Origin of the sequence: Micromonospora trifolii (assembly GCF_022229005.1) — a bacterium.
Classification (GTDB): Bacteria; Actinomycetota; Actinomycetes; order Mycobacteriales; family Micromonosporaceae; genus Micromonospora; species Micromonospora trifolii.
Genome location: NZ_JAKKFD010000027.1, coordinates 98,725 through 122,050, shown reverse-complemented (window position 1 = coordinate 122,050; position 23,326 = coordinate 98,725). Strand labels below are relative to the sequence as shown.

Genomic DNA, 23,326 nt, shown 5'->3' with positions numbered 1-23,326 from the left:
AAGATCGACGGGGTCAGCGTCGGTTCTGGTCAGACGCGGGGCGCGCCTACCGGCTGGGAGGCCTCCACGAACTCCTCACGCGGGTCGTGCAGCTGACCCAGGGCGACCACCTCACGCTTAAGGAAGAACGCGAGGGACCAGTCCACCACCACGCGGACCTTCCGGTTGAACGACGGAATCCGGCTCATGTGGTACGTCCGGTGCATCACCCAGGCCGGCCAACCGGTCATCTTGATCCCGTAGACCTGGGCCACGCCCTTGTGCAGGCCGAGGCTCGCCACGCTGCCGACGTGCTTGTGCTTGTAGTTCACCGGCTCACGACCCCGGATCACGGCCGTGATGTTGTCGGCCATCCGGGCGGCCTGGCGCACCGCGTGCTGAGCGCTCGGCGAGCAGAAGTTGCCCGGCTCCTTGGTCAGGTCCGGTACGGCGGCACAGTCGCCAGCGCTCCAGGCACCCTCGAGCACCCGGTCGCCGTCGACCACCTGGAGCGTGGGCAGGCAGGTGATCCGGCGGCGATCGTCACGCGGGAAGTCCGTCGAGTCCAGCATCGGCGACGGCTTCACACCGGCCGTCCAGACGATCGTGTCGGAGCGGAAGCTGTCACCGTCGGAGAGCTTGACCACCCCGTCGACGCAGGACTCCAGGCGGGTGTCCAGCCGGATGTCCATGTTCCGCTTCATCAGCTGCTGCACGGTGTACGCACCCATGTCCCGGTCAACCTCGGGCAGCACCCGCTGGGTGGCCTCGACCAGCACCCAGCGGACCTCGTCCTGCTTGAGCTCCGGGTAGTACCGCAGGGCGTCGCGAGCCATGTCCTCCATCTCGGCGAGCGCCTCGATGCCGGCGTACCCACCGCCGACGAAGGTGAAGGTCAGCGCCGAACGGCGGACGTCCGGATCCGGCGTGGCAGCCGCCACGTCGAGCCGATCCAGCACGTGGTTGCGCAGGTAGATCGCCTCGCCGATGGTCTTGAACCCGATGCCCTGCTCGTGCAGGCCGGGAATCGGCAGGGTGCGGGAAACCGAACCCGGGGCCACGATCACGTGGTCGTAGGTGATCTCCCGGGCCGGGCCGCTGATCGGCTGCACAGTGGCCACCTTGCGGTCGTGCTCGATCCGCGTGACCGTGCCGGCCACCATCTTGCACCGGCGCAACTCCCGCCGCAGCGGCACCACAGAGTGCCGCGGGGAGATGTTGCCCGCCGCCGCCTCGGGCAGGAACGGCTGATAGGTCATGTGGGGTTGGGGGTCAACCACCATGACCTCAGCCTCACGGGAGCTGAGCTTCTTCGACAGGCGCAGGGCCGCGTACAGACCGACGTGCCCGGCACCAACCACAAGGATCCGCTTCGGATTCACGTTGTCTATCATTCCCCGGCCGGCTCAGGTAATCCCGCTCGCGCCCCCCATCTGTGACGGAGCACAACCCATGTGACCTGCGTAACCCTCACTTCGCTGTGGTCACCGGCGTCGCAGCAGCCAGCCCAGCAACGCTGCCAACCCCACCGCCACCAGCAGCCCCAGCACCGTCACCCACTGGTATCCGGCACCTCCACCCGTCCCCGCCGCCTGCAACAACAGCACGCCGAGCACGGCGGCACCCAACAGCACGGCGGCCGACCGCACCAACCAACGGGTGATCAACTCGGGGTCCACCACGGCGTCGTAGGGCAACAACGCGGCGAGCGCACAGAGGGTGTGCCCCAGATAGAGCAGGGCCGCGACGGCGAGCAGCCGCCAGAGGGCGACCGGACGGCCGTACCCGTCGGTGGCGAACAGCCAGCCGCCGACCGTGACCAACGCCGTGAAGGTCGCCCAGACCTTGCGCGGCCCGATCGCGGGCAACAGGGCGGCCACCGCCAGGAAGAGGATCGGCCGGCCGGAAAGCACCTCCGCGGGGAACGCCAGGACGAACCCGGCAAACACGATGACGAAGATCCCGGCCCGAACAAGCAGCGGGGCCGCACTGATGCGCGTGACCGCGTACTGCGCCGCCCGAACCCGCTCCAGCAAAGCGCTCACCGGGCCCGCCTTTCGTTCGCGACTGCGGGGCTCGCAAGCTCACTCCTCGCGCTCACCGGCCACCCACCCTTGGGGCCGTCGCCAACCGGGCCACGTCCCGCAACACCTGGTCCAGGCTGCCGGCGCCGGCCCAGCGCACCACAGGTACGCCGTGCTCCCGCAGCTGCCCGATCATGATCTCCCGATCCAGGCGCCACAGTCGGTACGCCACCTCGGCCCAACCCTGGTCCTTCGGCGACGCCAGGTCGGTCGGCAACGTGTCGACCGCCACCACGAACCGCCCGCCGCGGGCCAGCCGGGCGAGCATCTGCGCCGACCGTTCGTCCAGCAGCGGGGTGAGCACCACCACCAACGCGTCCGAGGAAAGCAGCTGCGGGCCGAAGACCTGGTCGTACGGCTCGTGCGCGGACGCGTGGACCCGGACGTCGAGCAGCCACTCCAGGACGGTCAGGTACTGCCGTCGCCCGGCGGCCGGGCGGAGCCGGCGTGCGGCCGGCCCGTACTCCAGCAACGAGACCCGATCACCTCGGTGCAGGTAGTGCTCGGCGATCGCGGCGGTGGCCCGGACTGTGGTGTCCAGCACCGAGGCGGCACCGTCCACCCCGCCGGAGCGGCCCGCCTCGGCGAGCACGTCGAGCAGCACCACCACCTCCGCGTCCCGGTCGGAGAGGGTGGCGGCCACGTGCAGCTGCCGGGCCCGCAACGAGACCCGCCAGTCGATCCGGCGCAGCCGGTCCCCGGGGGCGAAGACGCGTACGCCGGCCAACTCGCCGCCCTCACCGGGTCGGCGAGAGTGGTGCGCCCCGACCAGGCCGGCGGCGCGGGGCATCGCCTCGACCGCCTCGAACGGCTCGGTACGCGGGTACACCCGCACCCGGACCGGCTCGGTGATCACCGCGCGGGAGACCAGCAGACCGCCGGCCGTGGCGACCCGGGCACCGGCGGGGCCGATCGGGTGCCGGCCCCAGCGCAGGGCCTTACCGGCCAACTCCAGGTCCACAGCGGCACCGGTCGGCACCGAGGTCACGAACGGCCGGTCCGCGACGGAACGGCGCCCGCCGTTGCCCTGCGCCGGCGCACCGGTCGCCGGGACGGCGCTCGATTCCCCGGCGTCGACGGCCTCGTCGCGGGCGAAGCCGGCCCGGTCGATCCGCAGCCACGGCGACACCCGGGACCGCATCACCACCAGGTCGTAGTCGACAGTGTCCGGGTTACCGACGCTCACCGCCGCCGCCACGTCACCGCCCTCGACCAGCGGCCCGCCGTCATCCTGGGTGATCCACACCTGTGGCAGCGCCGTGGGCCGTCGCCGCAGCGCGTACGCGGTACCCAACGCGAACGGGGCGGCGAGCACGATCAGGTCCACCCGACCCAGCAGCACGCCGGCCACCAGCAGCAGACCGGCGAGCAGCACCGCACGGCCGAGCGCCGGGGTGGGCGCCCAGCCGGCAGCCGGTTCCGCTTCGGTGGCCGTCGGCACTGTCGGTCCGGTCATCAGTGCCGGGGCCCGCCGGCGGCGTAGCTGGGCAGCGCGCCACTGGCCGGGGCGGGAGTCGCCTCCAGCACCTCGCCCACCACGAACGCCGGGTCGACCCGGCGCAACCACATCTCCGGGCGCAGGGTGATCCGGTGGGCAAGGGCGGGCGCCGCCACCGACTTGACGTCCTCCGGCACCACGTAGTCCCGTCCGCCGAACACCGCCCGGACCCGGGCCAGCAGCAACAGCGCCAACGAACCGCGAGGCGAGGCGCCGACCAGCACCGACGGGTGCTCCCGGGTGGCCGCTGTGAGCGACACGATGTAGCGGCCGATGGAGTCCTCCACCACCACGTCCTCCAGTGCGGCCTGCATGGCCCGCAGCGTCGCCGCGTCGACCACCGGCTTGATGTCCGCCTCCTCCCGGCGACGGCTCATCCGACGGCGCAGCACCTCCCACTCCTCTTCGTGCTGCGGGTAACCGAACGAGACCCGCAGCAGGAACCGGTCCAGCTGCGCCTCGGGCAGCGGGTAGGTGCCCTCGTACTCGATGGGGTTGGCGGTGGCCAGCACGTGGAACGGCTCGTCGAGCTTGTAGGTCACACCCTCGACCGACACCTGCTTCTCCTGCATGGCCTCCAGCAGCGCGGACTGGGTCTTCGGGGGCGTCCGGTTGATCTCGTCGGCGAGGAGCAGGTTGGTGAAGACCGGGCCGGCCCGGAAGGTGAAGTCGCCGTTGCGCTGGTCGTAGAGGAAGGAGCCGGTGACGTCGGCGGGCAGCAGGTCGGGGGTGAACTGCAACCGACGGAAGTCCAACCCGAGGGCCTGGGCGAACGATCGGGCCGTGAGCGTCTTACCGAGCCCCGGCAGGTCCTCCAGGAGCACGTGCCCGCCCGCGAGGATGCCGGCGAGGACCAACTCCAACGCATCCCGCTTGCCGACCACGACGGTGCCGACCGCGTCCAGGACCGCCCGAGCCAGGTGCCCGACCTCGGCGGGGGCAATGCTCCGGTCCACGTCGTTCATCAAATACTCTCCAGTTCGGCGACGATCACCGCGAGGTCGCGCGGCGACGGGGTGCGGCGAGGCGGGGTCTCCAGGAACGTCCACAGGCGGTCACCCAGCAGGACGCGAGCACGGGCGGGATCCGACTCACGGGTGACGCCGTGTTTCAGCCGCATCCGTTCGTCGGCCAGTTCACCGATCCGGGGCAGCACCGTCCCGGTGAACCGTTCGGGTCGGGTCGAGGACCAGTCCAGGGGCCATTCCCACCGGTTGATCGCGCTGCGCAGCGCGTCCCGGGCACCCCAGTTGTAGCTGCCGTCCTCCTCGCCCGTGCCGACCCGACCACCGCCGGGCGGCGGGGGCGGCGGCGCGAGCAGGGCGGTGACCCGTCGGACCGCCAGGACGGCGAGCACCCCGGCGATCAGTACGGGCAGCGAGACCTGGAGGCCCACCGCGCGGAGGCCGACCAGCAGGACCGCGACCAACGCGGCGGCCCACGCGAGCGAGCGCAGCACCGGACGCCAACGGGAGTCGCGCGCCTGCGGACCGACCGGCGCCGCCTCCTCCTCGAACGCGAGCAGATCGTCGATGCTGGTGCTACTCATGCGCTGTCACCTCCGGTTCGCGACTGCGGGGCTCGCAAACCCGGCTCACTCCTCGCGCTCACGGCGTCACCACCGCTGTGAGTTCGCCGCGCAGCCGGCCGAGCGCGGCGCGGGCCTGGTCCCGGGTGCGTTCGCCGACCGGGTGGGTGGCGTAGCGGGCCTCCCGGTAGACATGCGCGAACTCGGCCAGCACGTCGGTGCTGGCGATGGCCGGCACGCCCGCCGCCGGGTCACCCTGCAACAGTCGGCTGACCAGGTCGGTGGGGGTGTCTCCGGCGAGCCTCGGCACACCGGCCGCGGCGGCGGTCTCCTCCAGGCGCACCCAGCAGGCGATCACCGCCACCCGGGGGTCGGTGTCCCGGTCGTCCAGCTCCACCAGGCCGGCGTCGAGGGCGGCGACCACCTCGCGGGCGGTGCCCTCGGCGCTACGGCGGGCCCGCTGCGCGGGTAGTGCCCGGGTGGTGCGGCGCAGCGCGCCCCGGATCAGGACCCAGCAGAGGTAGCCGAGCGCGGCGAGGATGGCCAACCCGAGCAGGACCACCGCCACAGTGCCGACCCACTGCGGGATGTGCGCCTGGGTGGCCTCGCCGGCGTCGCGTGGCTCGATCGGGATGGACGGCGACGGCTCGACGGTCGGGTACTCGGGAACCCAGGGCACGTTGTCCGCGGCCGGCGGAATTCGGCTGGCCCCGATCGACGAGTGCGCGGACGCCAGCGCGGCACCGGCGAGAAGGGCGGCGACCGCGCCGACCGGCCACCACCGGCGGAACAGGCCGAGCACCGGCCGCAGCACACCCGGCTCGGCGGACGGTACCGGTGTGGGCGGGCGTGTTCCGTCTGTCATCGCCACCACCCCACGCGTCGTCTCAGTCCACTCCGGCCAGCTGTTTAGCCTGGCCGAAGACGTCGTCCAACATCTCTGGTGTCAACCGCCCGGTGAAGGTGTTCTGCTGACTGACGTGGTAGCAGCCCAGCAAGTCCGGAGCGTTCGTGCCGGACCAGTGTGCCCCATGACCGAACGCCGGTCGCGGGCTGGGCGGGCGCTGCCCGTACACCGCTTGGAGCACCGGCCACCACGCGGCCCAGGCGAACGCGCCCAGCGCGACAACGACCCGCAGCGTGGGCCGGATCAGTGTGACCTCGCGGTGCAGCCAGGGTGCGCAGGTGTCCCGTTCCAGGGGGGTCGGCTTGTTGTCCGGAGGCGCACACCGGACGGCCGAGAAGATCCGCAGGTCGCGCACTGTGAGCCCGTCGTCTGCGGCGACGCTGGTCGGCTGGTTGGCCAACCCGGCCCGGTGCAGCGCCGCGAACAGGACGTCACCCGACCGGTCACCGGTGAAGATCCGGCCGGTGCGGTTGCCGCCGTGGGCGGCGGGCGCCAGCCCGAGGATGGCGATCCGGGCGTCACCGGTGCCGAGGCCCGGCACCGGCCGCCCCCAGTACTCCTGGTCGCGGAAGGCGGCCCGGCGGGTGCGGGCGACCTCCTCCCGCCATTGGACCAGCCGCGGGCAGGCGAAACAGTCGCTCACCGCCGCGTCGAGGTCGGCCAGGTCGGTCGCCCGCGCTGCGCGGGCGACCACCTGTGCGGGGGTACGCGTCTCAGCCAAGCTTGGCCCGGAAGAGTTCCAGGGTGCGGGCCCACGCGCTGGCGGCGGCGCGTTGGTCGAACGCCTCCGGCCGGTCGTCGTTGAAGAAGGCGTGCGAGGTGCCCGGGTAGTCGTAGAGGTGGCAGTCGCCGCCGGCCTCCTCGATCGCCCGGCGCGCGGTCTGTACGCCCTCGTCGGCCGAGGTGCCGTCCTCTTCGGAGCAGTGGATGACCGCTGCCTTGCCGGCGTAGTCGGCCCAGTCGGGGCGCATCGACTCCCACGGCAGCACGGGATAGAAACCGGCGGTCGCGACGATCCGCTCGGAGATGGTGGCCGACCACAGGGCCAGGCTGCCACCGGCGCAGAAGCCCACGGCACCGACCTTACCGGTGACCTCGGGTCGCCCGGCGAGATAGTCGGCCGCGCCGGCGATGTCCTTCGCCGCCTCGTCCATCCGCATCGCCAGCAGGAGCCGCTGCGCCTCGTCCGGCTCACTGGTCGTCTCACCGTGGTAGAAGTCCGGGGCGAGGGCGACGAAACCGGCCTCGGCGAACCGGTCCGCCACCGACCGGATGTGCGGGACCAGGCCCCACCATTCCTGGATGACGATGACGGCGGGGCTGGCCGTGCCGCTGGCGGGTATCGCGAGATACCCCTCGCTCGTGCCCCCGTTGCTGCGGTAGCTCACCATTTCGCCCATGGGCCGTCCTCCTAGCGGTCAGTCATCGTTGGCTGGTCGCCCAGTGGTCCTACGTGCCGGTAGCCTGCCACGCCACGCGGCCGTCGGGAAGACGCCGGAACAGTGGCATTCACCTCCTGTTCGCCCCCCGGTGACTCCGGGTACGCCGACGGCGGCGGGGTCTGTTCCCGCCGCCGTCGATACCGCGCTGTCGCTGCGGTCAGACCTTCTTGGTCAGGCAGAGCACGTAGCCCGTCTTGCCCGGCTCGATGCTGGAGAAGACGTACCCCTCCTCGCTCTCCTTGAAGAACTGGGTGCAGGTGGTGTCGGCCTTGGCCTGAGCCTCGCTCTGGCCGTCCAACCGACCGACCACGTTGTACGCCGCGTCGGTGGAGGTGCACTCGACGACCTTGGCGCCGTCGACCTCCTCCTGCTCGGTGCCGGTGACCTCGGGCAGCTCGGCGATGCAGTCGCCGGTCTTGGCGGCCGCGGTCTCGTCCTTGTTGAAGTAGTTGCCGATCGCCGAGACGACGCCGAACTTCAGGCCGGCGACGACGAGGACGGCGAGGATCGCCCCGACGATGCCGAGGGCCTTCTTCGCACCGGACTTCTCCGCCTTCGGCTCGGCCGGCTGGGGCGTCTCGACGGCCGGCTCCGACTCGGCCGGCTGCTGCTGCTGCGGCGCGGCAGGTTGCGGCGTCTCGGCGGCCGACTCGGGCTTGGCCTGCTGCGGCGCGGCCGCTTGCGGCGTCTCGACGGCCGGCTCAGGGGTTGCGGCGTCGGGCGCGGGGGGCGGTGCGACCTGCTCTGGCACTGGGGTTCCTTCCGAGGGGTTGATGAGCAGACGACACCGTAACGATCATTGATTTACGGTGCCGTCCCGCTCGCCTCGTCCGTTCAGCTATTTCCCAGCTTCAACTGCATGATCCAGTTCACACACTGTGGCTCAGCGCGTCGGGGTGGGGGTCGGTATGCCGCTCGGCATCGCGCTCGGGCCCGCCGTGGGCTGGCCGGTGGCCGTTGGCATCGGCGTTCCGGTCAAGCCGGCGGTGCTGCTCGGGTTCGGCGTGGTCGTGGGTGACGCCGGCAGGAGAGGCGCCCCCGGGCCGCGAGGCCCAAAGGGAGCCTGCTCCGGGCAGTACGGGTACGGCCGCAGCAACGGCTGGCCATAGACGTCGAGCGGGCTCGGGCAGTCCGGGTGGTAGCCGAGCCGGATCGGATTGCCGTTCTGGTCGAAGAGCCGGGCGTTCTCTACCAGCCGGCCCTCACCGTCGTAGACGAAGACGTCCCGGATCTGGCTGTACTGGCTGTCGACCGAGGTCTGGTCGTAGTAGTAGTCGTTGTCACGCCCGTCCTCCGCGTCGACCAGCCCCGCGAGCGCGAAGACCACCAGCACCGCGCTGGAAACCTGCACCACCGAGCGCGGCCAGCGGGTCAGCCGGGCCGAACGGCGACCGATCCAGATGGAGCCGAGCACGAAGCCGATCAGCATGATCAGGCCGGCGAGCAGCTCACCGCCGAACCGGGGCAGCAGCCCGAACTCGCCACCGGTGGTGACCACAGTGACCAGCATCGCCGCCAGATAGCCGCGCAGCACCCACCAGGCCGGGCGCAACAGTCGGAGGAAGTCGCTGGCCGTCTCGTACCCCAGGGGCGGGCCGAGACGGGTGTCCATGGCGCGCAGCCGGCCGCGGACCCGAGCCATCGCGCTCGCCACGCGCTGGTCGAGGTTGCGCCCGCTGCCCGGAGCGGCGCCGGCTGCGGCGCGCAGCTCGGCGGCGTACGTCTCGGGCTCGCCCAACCGCTCGACCAGGGTGCCCTCGGACTCGGCGGCGACCTCGGTGAGGTGGTCGGCGAGATCCTCGGTCAGCTCGTCGCGTTGCCCGGGCGGTAGGTCGGCCAGAGCGGCCCGGACCCGCGCCACATAGTCGGTGATCTCCTGCTCCGCGACGGTCATGCCGCCATCCCCCGATCGTCGAGCAGACTGTCCATTGTGGTGGCGAACGAGCGCCAGAGCTTGCCGGAGCGCGTCAGCTGGTCACGCCCCGCGGCGTTGAGTGAGTAGTACTTGCGGTGCGGCCCGGATTCGCTCGGCACGACGTAGGTGGTGAGCAGGCCGGCGGCGAAGAGGCGGCGCAGGGTCCCGTAGACCGAGGCGTCACCGACCTCCTCCAGGCCGGCCTCGCGCAGCCGGCGCAGGATGTCGTAACCGTAACCGTCCTCCTCTCGGAGCACGGCCAGGACGGCCAGATCGAGCACGCCCTTCAGCAACTGTGTGGTGTCCACGCATTGCACACTACTGCGTAATGCGAAGTAGCGTCAACGAACCCGCCACGACACGCATGGATGACGGGGGGCGGTGCGCGGGGTGCGCGGGCACCGGGCACGGGGTGCACCGGGGTGCGCCGGGCGGTGATCGACTCGGTTTTCAGGAAGTCGGGGCATCTGAGGCGGCCGGACACCGCGGTTTCAATGAAGGCGAGTTGATCAAGCCCGCCAGCGCGGGTGGCTTACTGGAGGCTCCAGGCGATGCCGTCGAGGATGTCGTGCTCCGAGGCGACCACCGACGGCATCCCGGCCCGCTCCATGATCACACGAAGCACCAGCGCGCCCGCGCCGATCACGTCGGCCCGGCCCGGGTGCATCACCGGGTTCGCCAACCGCTGCGCACGGGTCTGACCCAGCAGCTCCGCGGTCACCCGGGCGACCTCGTCGTAGGACACCCGGGCGTGGTGGATGCGCTCCGGGTCGTACTCCCGAAGGCCCTGCGCCAGGGCCACCACTGTGGTGACCGACCCGGCGAGGCCGACCAGGGTGGCCGCCTCGCGACCGGGCACCACGGCGAGCGCCCGGTCCACGGCCGCCGCGATGTCGGCCTGCGCCGCCGCGACCTGCTCGGGCGTCGGCGGGTCGCCGGGCAGATGCCGCTCGGTCATCCGGACGCAGCCGATGTCCACCGAGATCGCCGACCGCACCCCGGCGGCCCGGCCACCGACCACGAACTCGGTGGAACCACCACCGATGTCGACGACCAGGAAGGGCTCCTTCGCGTCAGCGGGCAGCCCGCGCACCGCGCCGGTGAACGACAGCCGGGCCTCCTCGTCGCCGCTGACCACCTCGGGCGCGACACCGAGGGTGACCTGCACCATCTCGGTGAATTCGGCGGCGTTGGCGGCATCGCGGGAAGCCGAGGTGGCACACATCCGCACCCGCTGCGCACCCAGCTTCTCGATGTCGGCGGCGTACGACGCCAACGCCACCCGGGTCCGCTCGATCGCCTCCGGCGCCAGTCGGCCGGTGCGGTCCACGCCCTGCCCCAACCGGACGATCTCCATCCGCCGGGTCAGGTCGACCAGCGGCGCCTGCGGCCCGGCCGAGGCGTCGGGCAGGTCCGCGACCAGCAGTCGGATCGAGTTGGTCCCGCAGTCGATGGCCGCCACACGCGTCGTCACGGCAGCAACCTTACGGCAGGACGGGCGGCCACCCGGCGGCTTGGTTGGCAGTGGGCCACGGCTCGCCCGGGTCGCCCGACGAGCCCCGCAACAACCCCGACGACGGGCCAACTCGCCGCATCCTCCGCCGGGCTGTCCGCCACCGACCTGATGTGGGAGTTCTTCGCCGCCCACCCCCGCAAGGCCTGATCAGAGACGCAGCAGCATCCGGGTGTTGCCCAGCGTGTTCGGCTTCACCCGCTCCAGGTCCAGGAACTGGGCGACACCCTCGTCGTATGAGAGCAGCAGCTGCTCGTAGACCGGCTGCGGCACCGGGGCGCCGTCGATCTCCCGGAAACCGAACGAGCCGAAGAACCGGGTCTCAAAGGTGAGCACGAAGATCCGTGCCACACCCAACTCCCGGGCCGAGTCGATCAGCTCACCGACCAGCCGGTGGCCGATCCGCCGGCCCTGGCAGGACGGATCCACCGCCACCGTACGGATCTCGGCCAGGTCCTCCCACATCACGTGCAGCGCACCGCAGCCCACCACGGCGTCGTCCTCGGCCCGGACCGCCACCCGGAACTCCTGCACGTCCTCGAAGAGGGTGACTGTGGCCTTGCTCAACAGCCGCCGGTCGTCGGTGTAGGTGTCGACCAGCCGCCGGATGCTCCGCACGTCCCCGGTGCGGGCCCGCCGCACCAGGATCTGACTCTCGGGTGCCGAGGACCCGATGTGCGCGCTCATTCGTCCGCCGGCACGTCCACGCACGGCCCCGCCGACCACCAGGGCTCGACCAGCTCCAACGTCTCGTCGCCGAACGGGTTCACCCCGGGGCCGGCACCCAGCGCGTGACCCAGGTGCACGTGCAGGCACTTCACCCGGCCCGGCATTCCGCCGGCCGAGATGCCGGCGATCTCCGGCACCTCACCGATCGCCTCCCGGCGGGTGAGGTAGTCCTCGTGCGCGGCGCGGTAGTGGGCGGCCAACTCCGGGTCCGTCGTCAGCCGGTCCGCCATCTCCTTCATCAGCCCCGCCGACTCCAGCCGGCTGCACGCCGCTGTGGCCCGGGGGCAGGTCAGGTAGTAGAGCGTCGGAAACGGGGTGCCGTCGGCGAGGCGGGGGGTCGTCTCCACCACGTCGGGGAGGCCACACGGGCACCGGTGGGCCACCGCCCGGGTGCCCCGGGGCGTCCGGCCGAGCTGCGCGGCCACCGCGGCCAGGTCGGCCTCGGTGGCCGGCTCGCGCTGCGGCAGGGGAACGGAATCCGCCGCCGGCTCCGACGGTGGTACGACAGTCACGGTGCCCATCTCTCCTGGTGTGCTGGTCGGTGGATCACTGGCCCGGCTGCTGGCTGTCCGCAGCCCGCACGCTCGACCAGAGCGTGTCGTACCAGGTCACCGGCCCGGCCGGCGGGGCCGAACCGGCCGACTTCCCGGCGTCCCGGGCGGCGCCCTCCGGGTCGTGCAGCACCACCATCATCTTCTCCCCGGGCCGGCCCATGAAGAACCGCTCCCGGGCCTGCGTCTTGATGTACTCGGGGTCTTTCCAGTTGGCGGCCTCGGCGGCGAGCTTGGCGATCTCCCGCTCCTGCACCGCCTGGGCCGCCTCCATCCGCTCGATGTCGGCCTGCTGGTCCAGGTAGACCCGGACCGGATACGTGTAGGCCAGAGCGAGCGCGATCAGGACCGCGAAGAGCACCGTGGCCCTGCCGGTGAAGCGACGGGGGTTGGGTGCGGCGAGCCGTTTCACGGCACCAGCGGCGGCGGTACGCCGAGCGGCGGCGGGACGATTCGCGGAGCGCACGCCTTCGGCGCCGCGGGCAGCACCCGGCGCACGGCCGGCGGCGCGCGGCTCGGCGCGTACGCCGGCCTCCCGGACCGATCCCCGCGTGGCGCGCCCGCCGCCCGGCCGACCGGACTGACCCGGCCGGCGGGCGGGACGCTGACCACCCGGTGTGCGGCGCTGCTGCATCGTCACACCCCTCCCCCGAGGCTTCGTGCGTCTCAGGCCGAACGGTAGCGCGGGAACGCGCCAGCGCCGGCGTAGCGCGCCGCGTCGGCCAGCTCCTCCTCGATCCGGAGCAGCTGGTTGTACTTGGCGACACGGTCCGAACGGGCCGGGGCGCCAGTCTTGATCTGGCCGCAGCCGGTGGCCACCGCCAGGTCGGCGATGGTGGTGTCCTCGGTCTCGCCGGAGCGGTGGCTCATCATGCACTTGAAGCCGGCCCGGTGGGCCAGGTCCACCGCGTCCAGCGTCTCGGTCAGCGAGCCGATCTGGTTGACCTTGACGAGAACCGCGTTCGCCGACTTCTCCGCGATGCCGCGGGCGATGCGCTGCGGGTTGGTCACGAACAGGTCGTCACCGACGATCTGCACCCGGTCGCCGATCGAGGCGGTCAGCGTCTGCCAGCCGCTCCAGTCGTCCTCGGCCAGCGGGTCCTCGATCGACACGATCGGGTACTCGTCGGCCAGCTTCGTGTAGTAGGTGCTCATGTCCTCGGCGGACTTCGCGGCGCCCTCGAACGTGTAGGTGCCGTTGTCGAAGAACTCCGTGGCGGCCACGTCGAGCGCGAACACGATGTCGCTGCCGAGCCGGTAACCGGCCTTCTCGACCGCCTCGGCGATCAGGTCCAGGGCCGCCGCGTTCGTCGGCAGGTTCGGCGCGAAGCCACCCTCGTCGCCGAGCCCGGTGGAGAGGCCCTTCTTCTTCAGCACCGACTTCAGCGCGTGGTAGACCTCCGCGCCCGAGCGCAGCGCCTCCCGGAAGGTGGGCGCGCCGATCGGCGCGATCATGAACTCCTGGATGTCGACGTTCGAGTCGGCGTGCGCGCCACCGTTGAGGATGTTCATCATCGGCACGGGCAGGAGGTGCGCGTTCGGACCGCCCAGGTAGCGGAAGAGGCTCAGCTCGGCGCTGCCGGCAGCGGCCTTCGCCACCGCCAGGGAGACCCCGAGGATGGCGTTCGCGCCCAGCTCCGACTTGCTCTCCGTGCCGTCGATGTCGAGCATCTTCTGGTCGATCAGCCGCTGCTCGCTGGCCTCGTACCCGATGATCTGGTCGACGATCTTGTCTTCGACGTTGGAGACCGCCTTCTCCACGCCCTTGCCCTGGTAGCGGTCGGCGTCACCGTCGCGCAGCTCGATCGCCTCGAAGGCGCCGGTGGAGGCGCCGGACGGCACGGCGGCGCGGGCTACCGTGCCGTCGTCCAGACCGACCTCGACCTCGACCGTCGGGTTGCCCCGCGAGTCGAGAATCTCCCTGGCGACGATTCCCTCGATGGTTGCCACTAAGTCGCTCCTCGTTGTTGTGATCACGTCCGTGGGTGGGCCGCGACGGTGCGGCTGAGGCAGGTGTTGAACGCAGCGTATCGGGCGACGCGAACGGGCACGGCGTCGCCCGCGCACCCGGGTCGCCCCGCGCTGACGGACATTCCCGGATTTCCGGGCGTCAACCGGCAACGGGTTTGCGCTGCGCGGACCAGATCCACCAGGCTGGTCGCCATGCCCGCCGCCTCGACCACCCTCCGCATGCTCGCCGTGTCGGTCATCGCGTCGCTCACGGTCACCGGCTGTCAGACATTCGAGGACGCCGGAGTCGCCATGGGCCGCTCGGAACTCGTCAACGACCTCGCCGCCCGGCTCGATCGGGCACTGGAGTTGACCTACTCGGCCGACTACCAGTTGCCCGGCGGCCAGCGCGCCGCGATCGTGCAGGCGCAGGACCCGGCGCGATCCACGTACACCTATCCGGGCGGTCGACTCACAGTCACCCCGGAGGCCATCACCCGGTGCACGACGACCGGCGCCCGCCCGCAGTGCACGCTGGTCACCCCGCCCACCCCGGGCAGCAGGCCCACAGTGACGCTGTTCGGCGAGGCCAACCAGCAGGGCCTCGTCACGCCGCCGGTGGTGGTCGGGCTGCTCACCGCTGCCGCGCTCGACCCACAGGCGGTCATCAAGCAGAGTGACACCACAGTCGCGGGGCACCACGCCGCCTGCGTCGCGGTGCAGAGCTCGTCGTCCGGCGACTTCACCGCCTGCGTGACCACCGAGGGCGTGCTCGGCAGCTTCACCGGGCCGGTCGACGGCAAGCCGATGGAGCTGGCACTGAGCAACTACTCCGCGACCGTCGACGAGGGCGCGTTCGCACCGCCCGCCGGTGCCGACGTCGTCGACCGCCGCCCCGGCGGCTCGTGACCGACCCGCCGGCCGCGCCGCCCGGCGGGTTCCTGCCGGGAGCCGATCGGAGCCGACCTCCCGGCCCCGGCGACCTGGCCCTGCCGGTGACCGGGGCGAAGCTGCTGACCGGCGTCGACGGCCAACCCCTCCGGGTCGCCGACCTGCCCGCCGACACCGAGTGGGTGCCGCTGGGCACGCTCGACGGGGTGCTCGCCTGGGGCGCCGACCTGACCACCGCCGACGACCTTCCCGGCCGGGCGCGGGGCTGGGCGTCGCTCGCCGCCGAGGTAGCGGAGCCGCACGCCACGCTCGCCGGCCGGGCGTTGGCGGTGCTGACCTGGCGGCGTACCCACCGGTGGTGCGGCGCCTGCCGAGCGGAACTGATTGACCGGCCCGGCGAGACCGCCCGCCAGTGCCCCGACTGCGGCCTGTACGTGCCGATGCAGCTCTCCGCCGCCGTGCTGGTGGCGATCACCCGGCCCGGCCCGCCCGTGCACGCTGACGAGCTGCTGCTGGTCCGGCACGCCACCGGTCCGACCGGGCTGTGGGCGCTGGTGGCCGGCTTCGTCGAGGCCGGCGAGACACTTGAGGCGGCGGTGCACCGGGAGGTCGGCGAGGAGGTCGGGCTGCCCGTCGACCGGCTGGCCTACTTCGGCAGCCAACCGTGGGCGATCTCCGGCCCGGGTGTGCTGCTCGCCGGCTTCACCGCCCGTGCCGCCGACCCAAAGGCCGAACCTGTGGTCGATGGGCGGGAGCTGACCAGGGCTCAGTGGTTCGGCCTCGATGCGCTGCCGGCGCAACTGCCGCCCGCGTACTCCATCTCGCGCTGGCTCGTCGACGCGACGGTGAGCGCCGGGCGGCGCTGAACCCGCGCGGCCCGGCGTTTCTTCTCAGAGACCGAGCAGGGTGCGCAGGTGGCGCGGGGGCGGGCAGTCGTGGGCGAGCATCGCGTCGTGCCAGTCGCGGACCGACACGCCGTCCGGACGGGCGGCGGCGATCTCGGCCACCTCGCTGTACCCGACGAAGTAGGTGGAGAGCTGGGTGGAGGTCAGTTGCGCGCGCCGCCACTTGCCGGCCGCCTCGCCCTCCTCCTGGAAGCCGCGCCCGGTCATCAACGCCATCGCCTCGGCCTCGGGCAGGTCCTCGGCGTGCACCAACTGGTCGAGCAACGCGTTGATGGTCATCCGCAGTTGCATCTTGAGCTGCTGCAACCGCACCGGCAGGCCGCCGAAGCCGAGCCCCGTCATCACCTCCTCCGCGTAGACCGCCCAGCCCTCGATGAACGGGCCGGACTCGGCCAGCGCGCGGACCCGCGTCCCACCGACGTAGCGGCGGGCGTGGGCGAGCTGGAGGAAGTGCCCCGGCATCGCCTCGTGCACAGTCAGGTTGCGGATCATATGAGCGTTGTATTCGCGGTAGAAGGAGTCAACCCGCTGCGCCGACCAGTCCGACGGGGTGGGCGCGATGCAGTAGAAGGTCGGCAGGGCGGCGGTCTCCAGCGGGCCGGGCGCGTCGCAGTACGCCGCAGCGACCCCCCTGGCGAACTCCGGCATCTCCTGGATCACGCACCGGTCGTCGACCAGTGTGACCAGGTCGTGTGCGCGGACGAAGTCGGTCGCCTCGTCCAGTGTCACCCCGGCCAGTTCGACGATCGTCGCGTCGTTCGGGTGCTCGGCGGCGAGCAGGTCCAGCGCCCGACGTACCGTCGCGTCGTCGGCCGGGCCACCGACCAGCTCGACGGCCGCCTCGCGGATCTCCGCGGTGACCCGATCCAGGTTGGCCCAGGCGCGACGCTGGATCTCGGCGGCGCCCAACTCGGTGTCGAGGGTGTGCCAGAGCCGGGCCTCCCAGCGACGCCGGCCCAGTCGCGGGTCACGGCCGGGGCCGGCATCGGCGGCCAGGCCGGTGCGCAGCCAGGCGACGAACTCCTCCAGCGCGGCGATCGCGGCGGTGGCCGCCGGCTCGACCCGGTCGAGGTGGCCCGGCGACTGGGCGAGCAACGCCGGCAGCTCGTCGCGGATCAGTGCGGCCGTGCCGGTGAACTGCCCGACCGCCGTCTCCGCGTGGATGCGCGGCATGTCCCGCAGCGTCGCGCGGGCGGTGGCCAGGGCGTCCGGTACGGCGGAGAGCCGGCCGGCGAGTTGGGTCAGCCGCACTTCCGCGGGGGCGTACGGGCGGGCCAGCAGCGGGTGCAGCAGCGGGCCGGGGTTGTGGCGCAGCGGATCCCACTCGTGCGACCGGATCTCGGTCAGCTCGAACAGTTCCCGGTCCACGAATGAGGCGAGCAGTGCGTGGTCGACCTGCTCGTCGACGTCGAGCGAGTCCGGGTCCAGTTCGGACAGTGCGTTGGCCGCGTCGGAGAGCATCGCCCGATCGGCGGTCAACCCGTCGGCGGACAGGTCCGGCAGCCGGTCGTCGAACCGGTGGTCCCCGGCAGCGGTGGCAACCCCCGGCCGCGACTCCAGTAATGCCTCGACGACCCGCTCAGCCAGCACCCCAAACGCTTCCACCGCCCCACCCTACCGACCGCTGTGCGCCCCGCCGCCGGTTCCGCCCACTCCGTCGATCATGAAGTTATTGCCATCCACCTCGGCGTGTCGGGGCAATAACTTCATGATCACCGTGGGCTGGCGGGTGGGGGTTCGGCGTGGCGGATGGCTTCGGCGTAGGCCAGGGTGGCGCGGCGGAGAGCTGCTTCGGGGTCGATGCCCGCCTCGCGGGCTGCGGCGACCGTTGCCAGCAGGCTGGCGCCCAGCCGTGCTTCAGCGTCCACCTGGGTGTCCGCCAACGGGGGCGGAACCTCGATGCCCCTGCGGGCGGCGCGGCCGAGGATCTGCGTTGCCAGGGCCAGCGCGGGCTGGCTCAGGGCCACACCGTCCAACACCGAGTGCCGCGCCTTCTCCGCGCGCTTGATCCGCTCCCAGTTCTCGGTGATCTCCTCCAGGGTGCCCGCCTCGGCACCCGCGAAGACGTGCGGATTACGCCGGATCATCTTGTCCACCAGGCCACCGGCCACGTCGTCGATGGTCCACCGCTCGTCCTCGGGCAACTCCTCGGCGAGCCGCGCGTGCAGCACCACCTGCAACAACACGTCGCCCAACTCCTCGCGCAGCGCGTCGGTGTCGTCGGCGCTGATGGCGTCGTACGCCTCGTAGCTCTCCTCCAGCAGGTAACCGGCGAGGCTTCGGTGCGTCTGCGCCCGCTTCCACGGGTCACCACCCGGAGAGGCCAGTCGATCCAGCACGGCCACCGCGTCGAGCAGCCGGGCACCCGGCGGATCCCACGAGCCGTACATCAACTCCATCTCGGCCAACCCCGGCTGCCGGGCCAGCCGCAGACCCAACTCCCGGGCCAGCGCCTCGTCACCCGCCGGACCGGCCAGCCACACCACGGTGCCGTGCGTCGCCACCGCGTCCAGCAACGGCTGCGTCGCTGGGCCGTCCACCACAGTGACCTCGGCGCCCGCCTGGCGCATGGCCGTGGTCAACTCGCTGTCCGCGCCGGTGAACACCGGGTTCTGGCGTACGACGTCCCAGGCCGCGGAGGTCAACAGGCCGGCGGGCAACCGGGGTGAGGTGACCAGAAGGACGATCCGTGCGGTCATGCTCAGCTGGCCGTACCCTCGGCCTCCGGCGTCGCGGTCGGGCCCTCCGGGGTGGAAATGTCGGTGACCGCGTCGGAACCCGGCTCACCCAACGGCACGCTCACCGCGGGTACGTCATCGCTGAAGCTGAGCAGCGGAAACTCGAGCGGACGGTACCGAGGGCTGACGGTGACGTCGTAACGACCGACCGCCTCGGCCAGGATCCTCTTGGTGGCCAGCGCGCCGCGCAGCTGCTCGCCGTCGAGCTGTTGGGTGGCGGCCTCATCGGTCACCTCGGCCGGGATCTTGCCGGCCGCACGCCCGGCGGCGATCACGTCGGCGAGCTCTTCCTTGCTCGGCTCGACCGGCTCGGCCGGCAACCCGGACAGGCAGGTGAAGAACTTCGCCACCTCGCGCACGTGCGCGGTCTCCGGGTCGAGGCTGAGCTGCTGGGCGGCCTGCTCGGCGGTCACCTGGCCGCGCGGCTGGTAGTTCTTCTCGGCGGAGAGCTTCTCGCACACCTTGGTCAGCACCATGGCCCGAACCACGTCGGCCACCTTTGGCAGGGACGGTTGCGGCGCCGCGGGCTGCCCGCTGGCGGCGGAGGACTCCGGTGCCGGGTTCTTCGTCCGCAGGTCCTTCATCGCGGCGGTGACCTGAACGTCGGTGATGCGCTGGTCACCGACGTAAGCGGCGATACCAGGCTCAGCACGGCAACCGGAGAGGGCGACGAGGCCGAGCGCCACAGTGGCGACGGCGGCAAGACGGCGAGCACGCATAGCCGTCACTCTCTCACGCCGTCACCCGGGGTTGTGACGCCCCCCACCTTCGCCGATCCCCCGACCAGGGACGGCGTCGACGCGCGACCGCCCCTGGTCGAGAGCACACCGCAGGCTCAGACGCTCGCGCCCGCGGCGACGGCGAGCGGGGCGGGGGCACCGAGCACATCGGAGAGCAGTTGCGCGCACCACTGGAGCAGCGCCTGGTCACGCAGCGGCTCGCCGCCGATCCGACGGGTGGTCGGTCGGGGCACGCTGACCTGGTCGGTGGCCTGCTTGTAGACGGCATCCGGGTGGTAGCGCTTGAGCCGCAACTGCTTCGAATCCGGTAGGGGCAGTGGGCCGAACCGTACGTGCTTGCCCTGCATGGACACGTCGGCCAGGCCGTAGCGGCGGGCCAGCAGACGGAACCGGGCCACCTCCACCAGGTTCTGCACCGGGGCCGGCGGCTCGCCGTACCGGTCGGTCATCTCGGCGATCACCTCGCCCAGCCGCTCCTCGTCGCGCGCCTCGGCGAGCTTGCGGTACATCTCCAGGCGCAGCCGCTCCACACTCACGTAGTCGTGTGGCAGGTGCGCGTCGACCGGCAGGTCGATCTTGACGTCGGTCTCCTCCTCCGGCCGCTCACCCTTGAACGCGGAGACCGCCTCGCCGACCATCCGCACGTACAGGTCGAAGCCGACGCCCTCGATGTGCCCGGACTGCTCGCCGCCGAGCAGGTTGCCGGCGCCCCGGATCTCCAGGTCCTTCATCGCCACGTACATGCCGGCGCCCAACTCGGTGTGCTGGGCGATGGTCGCCAACCGCTCGTGGGCGTGCTCGGTGAGCGGCTTCTCCGGCGGGTAGAGGAAGTAGGCGTACGCCCGCTCCCGGCCCCGGCCGACCCGGCCCCGAATCTGGTGCAGTTGCGCCAGGCCGAGCAGGTCGGCCCGCTCCACGATCAGCGTGTTGGCGTTCGGGATGTCGATGCCCGACTCGACGATAGTGGTGCAGACCAGGACGTCGAACTCCTTCTCCCAGAAGCCGACCATGACCTTCTCCAGGGCGTCCTCGCCCATCTGGCCGTGCGCCACCGCGACCCGCGCCTCGGGCACCAGCTCCCGCAGCCGCCGTGCCGCCCGGTCGATCGACTCGACCCGGTTGTGCAGGTAGAAGACCTGCCCGTCGCGGAGCAGCTCACGGTGGATGGACGCGGCCACCTGCCGGTCGTCCTGCGCGCCGACGAAGGTGAGCACCGGGTGCCGCTCCTCCGGCGGGGTGGCGATGGTGGACATCTCCCGGATGCCGGTGATCGCCATCTCCAGGGTGCGCGGGATCGGGGTGGCCGACATGCTGAGCACGTCCACCGAGGCGCGCAGCGTCTTCAGGTGCTCCTTGTGCTCGACACCGAAGCGCTGCTCCTCGTCGACGATCACCAGACCCAGCTGCTTGAAGCGGGTCGCCGTCTGCAACAGCCGGTGCGTACCGATGACGATGTCGACGGTGCCGTCGGCGACCATCTCCAGCGTCCGCTCGGTCTCCTTCGGCGTCTGGAACCGGGACAGCTGCCGAATCTGGACCGGGAACTGGCTCATCCGCTCGGCGAACGTGTTGTAGTGCTGCTGCACCAGCAGGGTGGTCGGCACCAGCACCGCCACCTGCTTACCGTCCTGCACCGCCTTGAACGCCGCCCGGACCGCGATCTCGGTCTTGCCGTAGCCGACATCACCGCAGATCAGCCGGTCCATCGGGACGGTCTGCTCCATGTCCCGCTTGACCTCGTCGATCGCGGCGAGCTGGTCCGGCGTCTCCTGCCAGGGGAAGGCGTCCTCCAGCTCCCGCTGCCACGGCGTGTCCGGGCCGAACGAGTGGCCCTTGGACGCCTTTCGGGCGGCGTAGAGCTGGATGAGCTGCGCGGCGATCTCCCGGACCGCCTTGCGGGCCCGGGCCTTGGACTTCTGCCAGTCCGAGCCGCCCATCTTGTGCAGGGTCGGCTGTTCGCCGCCCACGTAACGGGAGAGCTGGTCGAGCTGGTCGGTCGGGACGAACAACCGGTCGCCGGGCTGGCCCCGCTTGCTGGCCGCGTACTCGATGACGAGGTATTCCCGGCTGGCACCGTTGACGGTGCGCTGCACCAGCTCGACGTAGCGGCCGATGCCGTGCTGCTCGTGCACCACGTGGTCACCGGTCTTCAACTCCAGCGGATCGATGGTGTTGCGCCGACGGCTCGGCATCTTGCGCATGTCCCGCGTCGAGGTGCCCCGACCGCCGGTCACGTCATTGCCGGTGAGCAGCACGAAGCGGGACGCCTCGTCGACGAACCCGCTGCTCAGCGCCCCACAGGTGACAACCAGCTCGCCGGGGACGGGCGCGGTCGGGACCTCCTCGGTCAACCGGGCACCCAGGCCGGCGTCGCGCAGCACCTCCACCGCGCGCTGGGCGGGGCCGTGCCCCTCGAAGACCAGCGCGATCGACCAACCCTCGCCGGCCCAGCGCTTGAGGTCCTCGACCACCCGCGAGGTCTCGCCGTGATACAGCGGCGCCGGTTGGGCGGCCAGGGTGACAGCGATGGCGTCGTCCGGGGTGACGGGGGCCTGCTCCGGCGCGTCCTCCCAGGGCTGCCGCGTCTCGGCGGTCTCCCCTTCGAGAAGGCCGAACGGGGACAGCGTCCACCACGGCTGGCCGAGCCTGCCCGCTGCGGCGCGTACCTCGCCGAGGGTGCGGAAGGCGGCGGCGCCGACGTCCACCGGCGCCTGGCCACCGACCGCGGCGGCGGCCCAGCTGGCCTGCAGGAACTCCTCCGAGGTACGCACCAGGTCGTGCGCCCGGGTGCGGATCCGCTCCGGGTCACAGAGCAGGACGTGGGTGCCGGCCGGCATGGCGTCCAGCAGCAGCTCCAGCGAGTCGGGGCCGACCAGCACCGGGGCCAGCGACTCCATCCCCTCCACCGGGATGCCCTCGGCCAGCTTGTCGAGGATCTCGGCCAGCTCGGGGTGCTGCTCGGCGAGCGCGGCGGCCCGGTCGCGGACCGCCGGGGTGAGCAGCAACTCCCGACAGGGCGGCGCCCAGAGCAGCGGAACCTGCTCGATGGTGCGCTGGTCGGCGACGGCGAAGGTGCGGATCTCCTCCACCTCGTCGCCCCAGAACTCGACCCGGGACGGGTGCTCATCGGTCGGCGGGAAGACGTCCAGGATGCCGCCGCGGACCGCGAACTCGCCACGCTTGGTGACCAGGTCGACCCGGGCGTACGCCATGTCGATCAGCCGGCGGGCGACCTCTTCCAGGTCCGCCTCCTCGCCGGCGGCGAGCTGCACCGGCTCCAGATCACCGAGCCCCTTGAGCTGCGGCTGGAGCAGCGAACGGACCGGAGCCACCACCACTCGCAGTGGCCCGGCGCCGCCGTGCGCGTCGGTCGCCTGCGGGTGGGCCAGCCGGCGCAGCACGGCCAGCCGCCGGCCGACAGTGTCGGAGCGGGGGGACAGTCGCTCGTGCGGCAGCGTCTCCCAGGAGGGGAAGACAACTACCTGCTCGGCCGGCAGCAACCCGCCCAGCGCGGCGGCCAGGTCGTCGGCCTCCCGGGTGGTGGCGGTCACCGCCAGCACCGGTCGCCCGGCGCCGTCGTTGTCCGCGGCGACCGCCGCGACGGCGAACGGGCGCAGCGCCGCCGGAGCGGTGATGTCGAGGCCGTCGACCTGGGCGGCACCGGAGCGCGCCAGGTCACGCGCCCGGGTCAGCCCGGGGTCGGCCAGTGCGGCGGTGAACAGACCGGTGAGCAAGGGAAACCTTTCGGGGAGTCGACGCACACGACGGCGGCCCCTCGTCCAGCCGGACGGGGGGTGCACGACAACAAGCCTAGCCCCGTCGACCGACAGCCACCCCCTTCCGGCCAGGTCCGCGCCGCGCGCGTCACCCCGCGTTCCGGCGAGATCGTGCTCGATCCAGGATGTAGTGGCCGCATCGACGCAGCGAGGCCACTACATCCTGGATGTTGCGCGATC

22 protein-coding genes are annotated in these 23,326 nt (G+C 71.8%); 2 read left to right on the top strand and 20 right to left on the bottom strand.

What is annotated here, in order from left to right:
- Positions 1-29: 29 nt before the first annotated feature.
- The 16 genes from NIE79_RS18505 to eno all read right to left on the bottom strand — a co-directional run bounded on the left by NIE79_RS18505 (position 30) and on the right by eno (position 14,096).
- The gene (locus NIE79_RS18505; RefSeq protein WP_238679753.1) at positions 30-1,361 is read right to left on the bottom strand and encodes an NAD(P)/FAD-dependent oxidoreductase; all 1,332 of its coding nucleotides are present in this window, start codon (positions 1,359-1,361) and stop codon (positions 30-32) included.
- Positions 1,362-1,463: 102 nt separating this feature from the next.
- Positions 1,464-2,024: a hypothetical protein gene (locus tag NIE79_RS18500; RefSeq protein WP_238679752.1), complete on the bottom strand. Its 561-nt coding sequence runs from the start codon at positions 2,022-2,024 to the stop codon at positions 1,464-1,466.
- A gap of 52 nt (positions 2,025-2,076) precedes the next feature.
- Complete coding sequence (locus NIE79_RS18495) at positions 2,077-3,519, bottom strand: DUF58 domain-containing protein (protein ID WP_238679751.1); 1,443 nt, start codon at positions 3,517-3,519, stop codon at positions 2,077-2,079.
- On the bottom strand, positions 3,519-4,526 hold the full coding sequence (locus NIE79_RS18490) for an AAA family ATPase (RefSeq protein WP_238679750.1): 1,008 nt from the start codon (positions 4,524-4,526) through the stop codon (positions 3,519-3,521). Before NIE79_RS18490 ends, NIE79_RS18495 begins: the two co-directional genes overlap by 1 nt.
- Positions 4,526-5,110, bottom strand: a complete 585-nt coding sequence (locus NIE79_RS18485; protein WP_238679749.1) for a hypothetical protein — start codon at positions 5,108-5,110, stop codon at positions 4,526-4,528. Before NIE79_RS18485 ends, NIE79_RS18490 begins: the two co-directional genes overlap by 1 nt.
- 58 nt (positions 5,111-5,168) lie before the next feature.
- Positions 5,169-5,954, bottom strand: a complete 786-nt coding sequence (locus tag NIE79_RS18480) for a DUF4129 domain-containing protein (protein WP_238679748.1) — start codon at positions 5,952-5,954, stop codon at positions 5,169-5,171.
- 22 nt (positions 5,955-5,976) lie between these two features.
- Complete coding sequence (locus NIE79_RS18475; protein WP_308193191.1) at positions 5,977-6,690, bottom strand: uracil-DNA glycosylase; 714 nt, start codon at positions 6,688-6,690, stop codon at positions 5,977-5,979.
- 19 nt (positions 6,691-6,709) lie between these two features.
- A complete protein-coding gene (locus NIE79_RS18470) occupies positions 6,710-7,396 on the bottom strand; it encodes a dienelactone hydrolase family protein (protein ID WP_112671006.1) in 687 nt (228 codons plus the stop codon).
- Between the two features lie 199 nt (positions 7,397-7,595).
- Positions 7,596-8,189 (bottom strand): LppU/SCO3897 family protein, encoded by a 594-nt coding sequence (locus NIE79_RS18465; protein ID WP_238679747.1) that lies wholly within the window; start codon positions 8,187-8,189, stop codon positions 7,596-7,598.
- Between the two features lie 132 nt (positions 8,190-8,321).
- Positions 8,322-9,332, bottom strand: coding sequence for an HAAS signaling domain-containing protein (locus tag NIE79_RS18460; protein ID WP_238679746.1), 1,011 nt, complete (start codon positions 9,330-9,332; stop codon positions 8,322-8,324).
- Entirely contained in the window at positions 9,329-9,661 is a 333-nt protein-coding gene (locus NIE79_RS18455) for a PadR family transcriptional regulator (protein ID WP_074316865.1), read from the bottom strand. The genes NIE79_RS18460 and NIE79_RS18455 overlap by 4 nt, the downstream gene beginning before the upstream one ends.
- A 224-nt stretch (positions 9,662-9,885) precedes the next feature.
- A complete protein-coding gene (locus NIE79_RS18450; RefSeq protein WP_238679783.1) occupies positions 9,886-10,815 on the bottom strand; it encodes a Ppx/GppA phosphatase family protein in 930 nt (309 codons plus the stop codon).
- A 201-nt stretch (positions 10,816-11,016) separates the two neighbouring features.
- Positions 11,017-11,553, bottom strand: a complete 537-nt coding sequence (locus NIE79_RS18445; protein ID WP_238679745.1) for an amino-acid N-acetyltransferase — start codon at positions 11,551-11,553, stop codon at positions 11,017-11,019.
- Positions 11,550-12,107, bottom strand: coding sequence for a DUF501 domain-containing protein (locus NIE79_RS18440; RefSeq protein WP_238679744.1), 558 nt, complete (start codon positions 12,105-12,107; stop codon positions 11,550-11,552). Before NIE79_RS18440 ends, NIE79_RS18445 begins: the two co-directional genes overlap by 4 nt.
- A gap of 34 nt (positions 12,108-12,141) precedes the next feature.
- Positions 12,142-12,780: an FtsB family cell division protein gene (locus NIE79_RS18435; RefSeq protein ID WP_238679743.1), complete on the bottom strand. Its 639-nt coding sequence runs from the start codon at positions 12,778-12,780 to the stop codon at positions 12,142-12,144.
- 32 nt (positions 12,781-12,812) lie between these two features.
- Entirely contained in the window at positions 12,813-14,096 is a 1,284-nt protein-coding gene (gene eno, locus NIE79_RS18430) for a phosphopyruvate hydratase (RefSeq protein ID WP_238679742.1), read from the bottom strand.
- A gap of 213 nt (positions 14,097-14,309) precedes the next feature.
- On the opposite strand from eno, the gene NIE79_RS18425 reads away from it, so the two are divergent.
- Both NIE79_RS18425 and NIE79_RS18420 read left to right on the top strand, forming a co-directional pair.
- Complete coding sequence (locus tag NIE79_RS18425) at positions 14,310-15,005, top strand: hypothetical protein (protein ID WP_238679741.1); 696 nt, start codon at positions 14,310-14,312, stop codon at positions 15,003-15,005.
- Complete coding sequence (locus NIE79_RS18420) at positions 15,002-15,853, top strand: NAD(+) diphosphatase (protein ID WP_238679740.1); 852 nt, start codon at positions 15,002-15,004, stop codon at positions 15,851-15,853. The genes NIE79_RS18425 and NIE79_RS18420 overlap by 4 nt, the downstream gene beginning before the upstream one ends.
- Before the next feature lie 24 nt (positions 15,854-15,877).
- Here NIE79_RS18420 and NIE79_RS18415 read toward each other — a convergent pair whose 3' ends face one another.
- The 4 genes from NIE79_RS18415 to mfd form a co-directional block, all read right to left on the bottom strand.
- Complete coding sequence (locus NIE79_RS18415) at positions 15,878-17,497, bottom strand: DUF885 domain-containing protein (protein ID WP_238679739.1); 1,620 nt, start codon at positions 17,495-17,497, stop codon at positions 15,878-15,880.
- 107 nt (positions 17,498-17,604) lie between these two features.
- Entirely contained in the window at positions 17,605-18,591 is a 987-nt protein-coding gene (locus NIE79_RS18410) for a nucleoside triphosphate pyrophosphohydrolase (protein ID WP_238679738.1), read from the bottom strand.
- 2 nt (positions 18,592-18,593) lie between these two features.
- Entirely contained in the window at positions 18,594-19,349 is a 756-nt protein-coding gene (locus NIE79_RS18405) for a hypothetical protein (protein WP_238679737.1), read from the bottom strand.
- A gap of 116 nt (positions 19,350-19,465) precedes the next feature.
- Entirely contained in the window at positions 19,466-23,104 is a 3,639-nt protein-coding gene (mfd, locus tag NIE79_RS18400) for a transcription-repair coupling factor (protein WP_238679736.1), read from the bottom strand.
- Positions 23,105-23,326 lie beyond the last annotated feature (222 nt).

Excerpts from the sequence above, each read along its gene's own strand:
- NIE79_RS18425 (WP_238679741.1), top strand. The coding sequence starts at position 14,310 with ATGCCCGCCGCCTCGACCACCCTCCGCATGCTCGCCGTGTCGGTCATC.
- NIE79_RS18460 (WP_238679746.1), bottom strand. The coding sequence starts at position 9,332 with ATGACCGTCGCGGAGCAGGAGATCACCGACTATGTGGCGCGGGTCCGG.
- NIE79_RS18490 (WP_238679750.1), bottom strand. The coding sequence starts at position 4,526 with ATGAACGACGTGGACCGGAGCATTGCCCCCGCCGAGGTCGGGCACCTG.
- NIE79_RS18435 (WP_238679743.1), bottom strand. The coding sequence starts at position 12,780 with ATGCAGCAGCGCCGCACACCGGGTGGTCAGCGTCCCGCCCGCCGGCCG.
- NIE79_RS18445 (WP_238679745.1), bottom strand. The coding sequence starts at position 11,553 with ATGAGCGCGCACATCGGGTCCTCGGCACCCGAGAGTCAGATCCTGGTG.
- NIE79_RS18405 (WP_238679737.1), bottom strand. The coding sequence starts at position 19,349 with ATGCGTGCTCGCCGTCTTGCCGCCGTCGCCACTGTGGCGCTCGGCCTC.
- NIE79_RS18480 (WP_238679748.1), bottom strand. The coding sequence starts at position 5,954 with ATGACAGACGGAACACGCCCGCCCACACCGGTACCGTCCGCCGAGCCG.
- NIE79_RS18495 (WP_238679751.1), bottom strand. The coding sequence starts at position 3,519 with ATGACCGGACCGACAGTGCCGACGGCCACCGAAGCGGAACCGGCTGCC.
- NIE79_RS18470 (WP_112671006.1), bottom strand. The coding sequence starts at position 7,396 with ATGGGCGAAATGGTGAGCTACCGCAGCAACGGGGGCACGAGCGAGGGG.
- NIE79_RS18485 (WP_238679749.1), bottom strand. The coding sequence starts at position 5,110 with ATGAGTAGCACCAGCATCGACGATCTGCTCGCGTTCGAGGAGGAGGCG.
- NIE79_RS18410 (WP_238679738.1), bottom strand. The coding sequence starts at position 18,591 with ATGACCGCACGGATCGTCCTTCTGGTCACCTCACCCCGGTTGCCCGCC.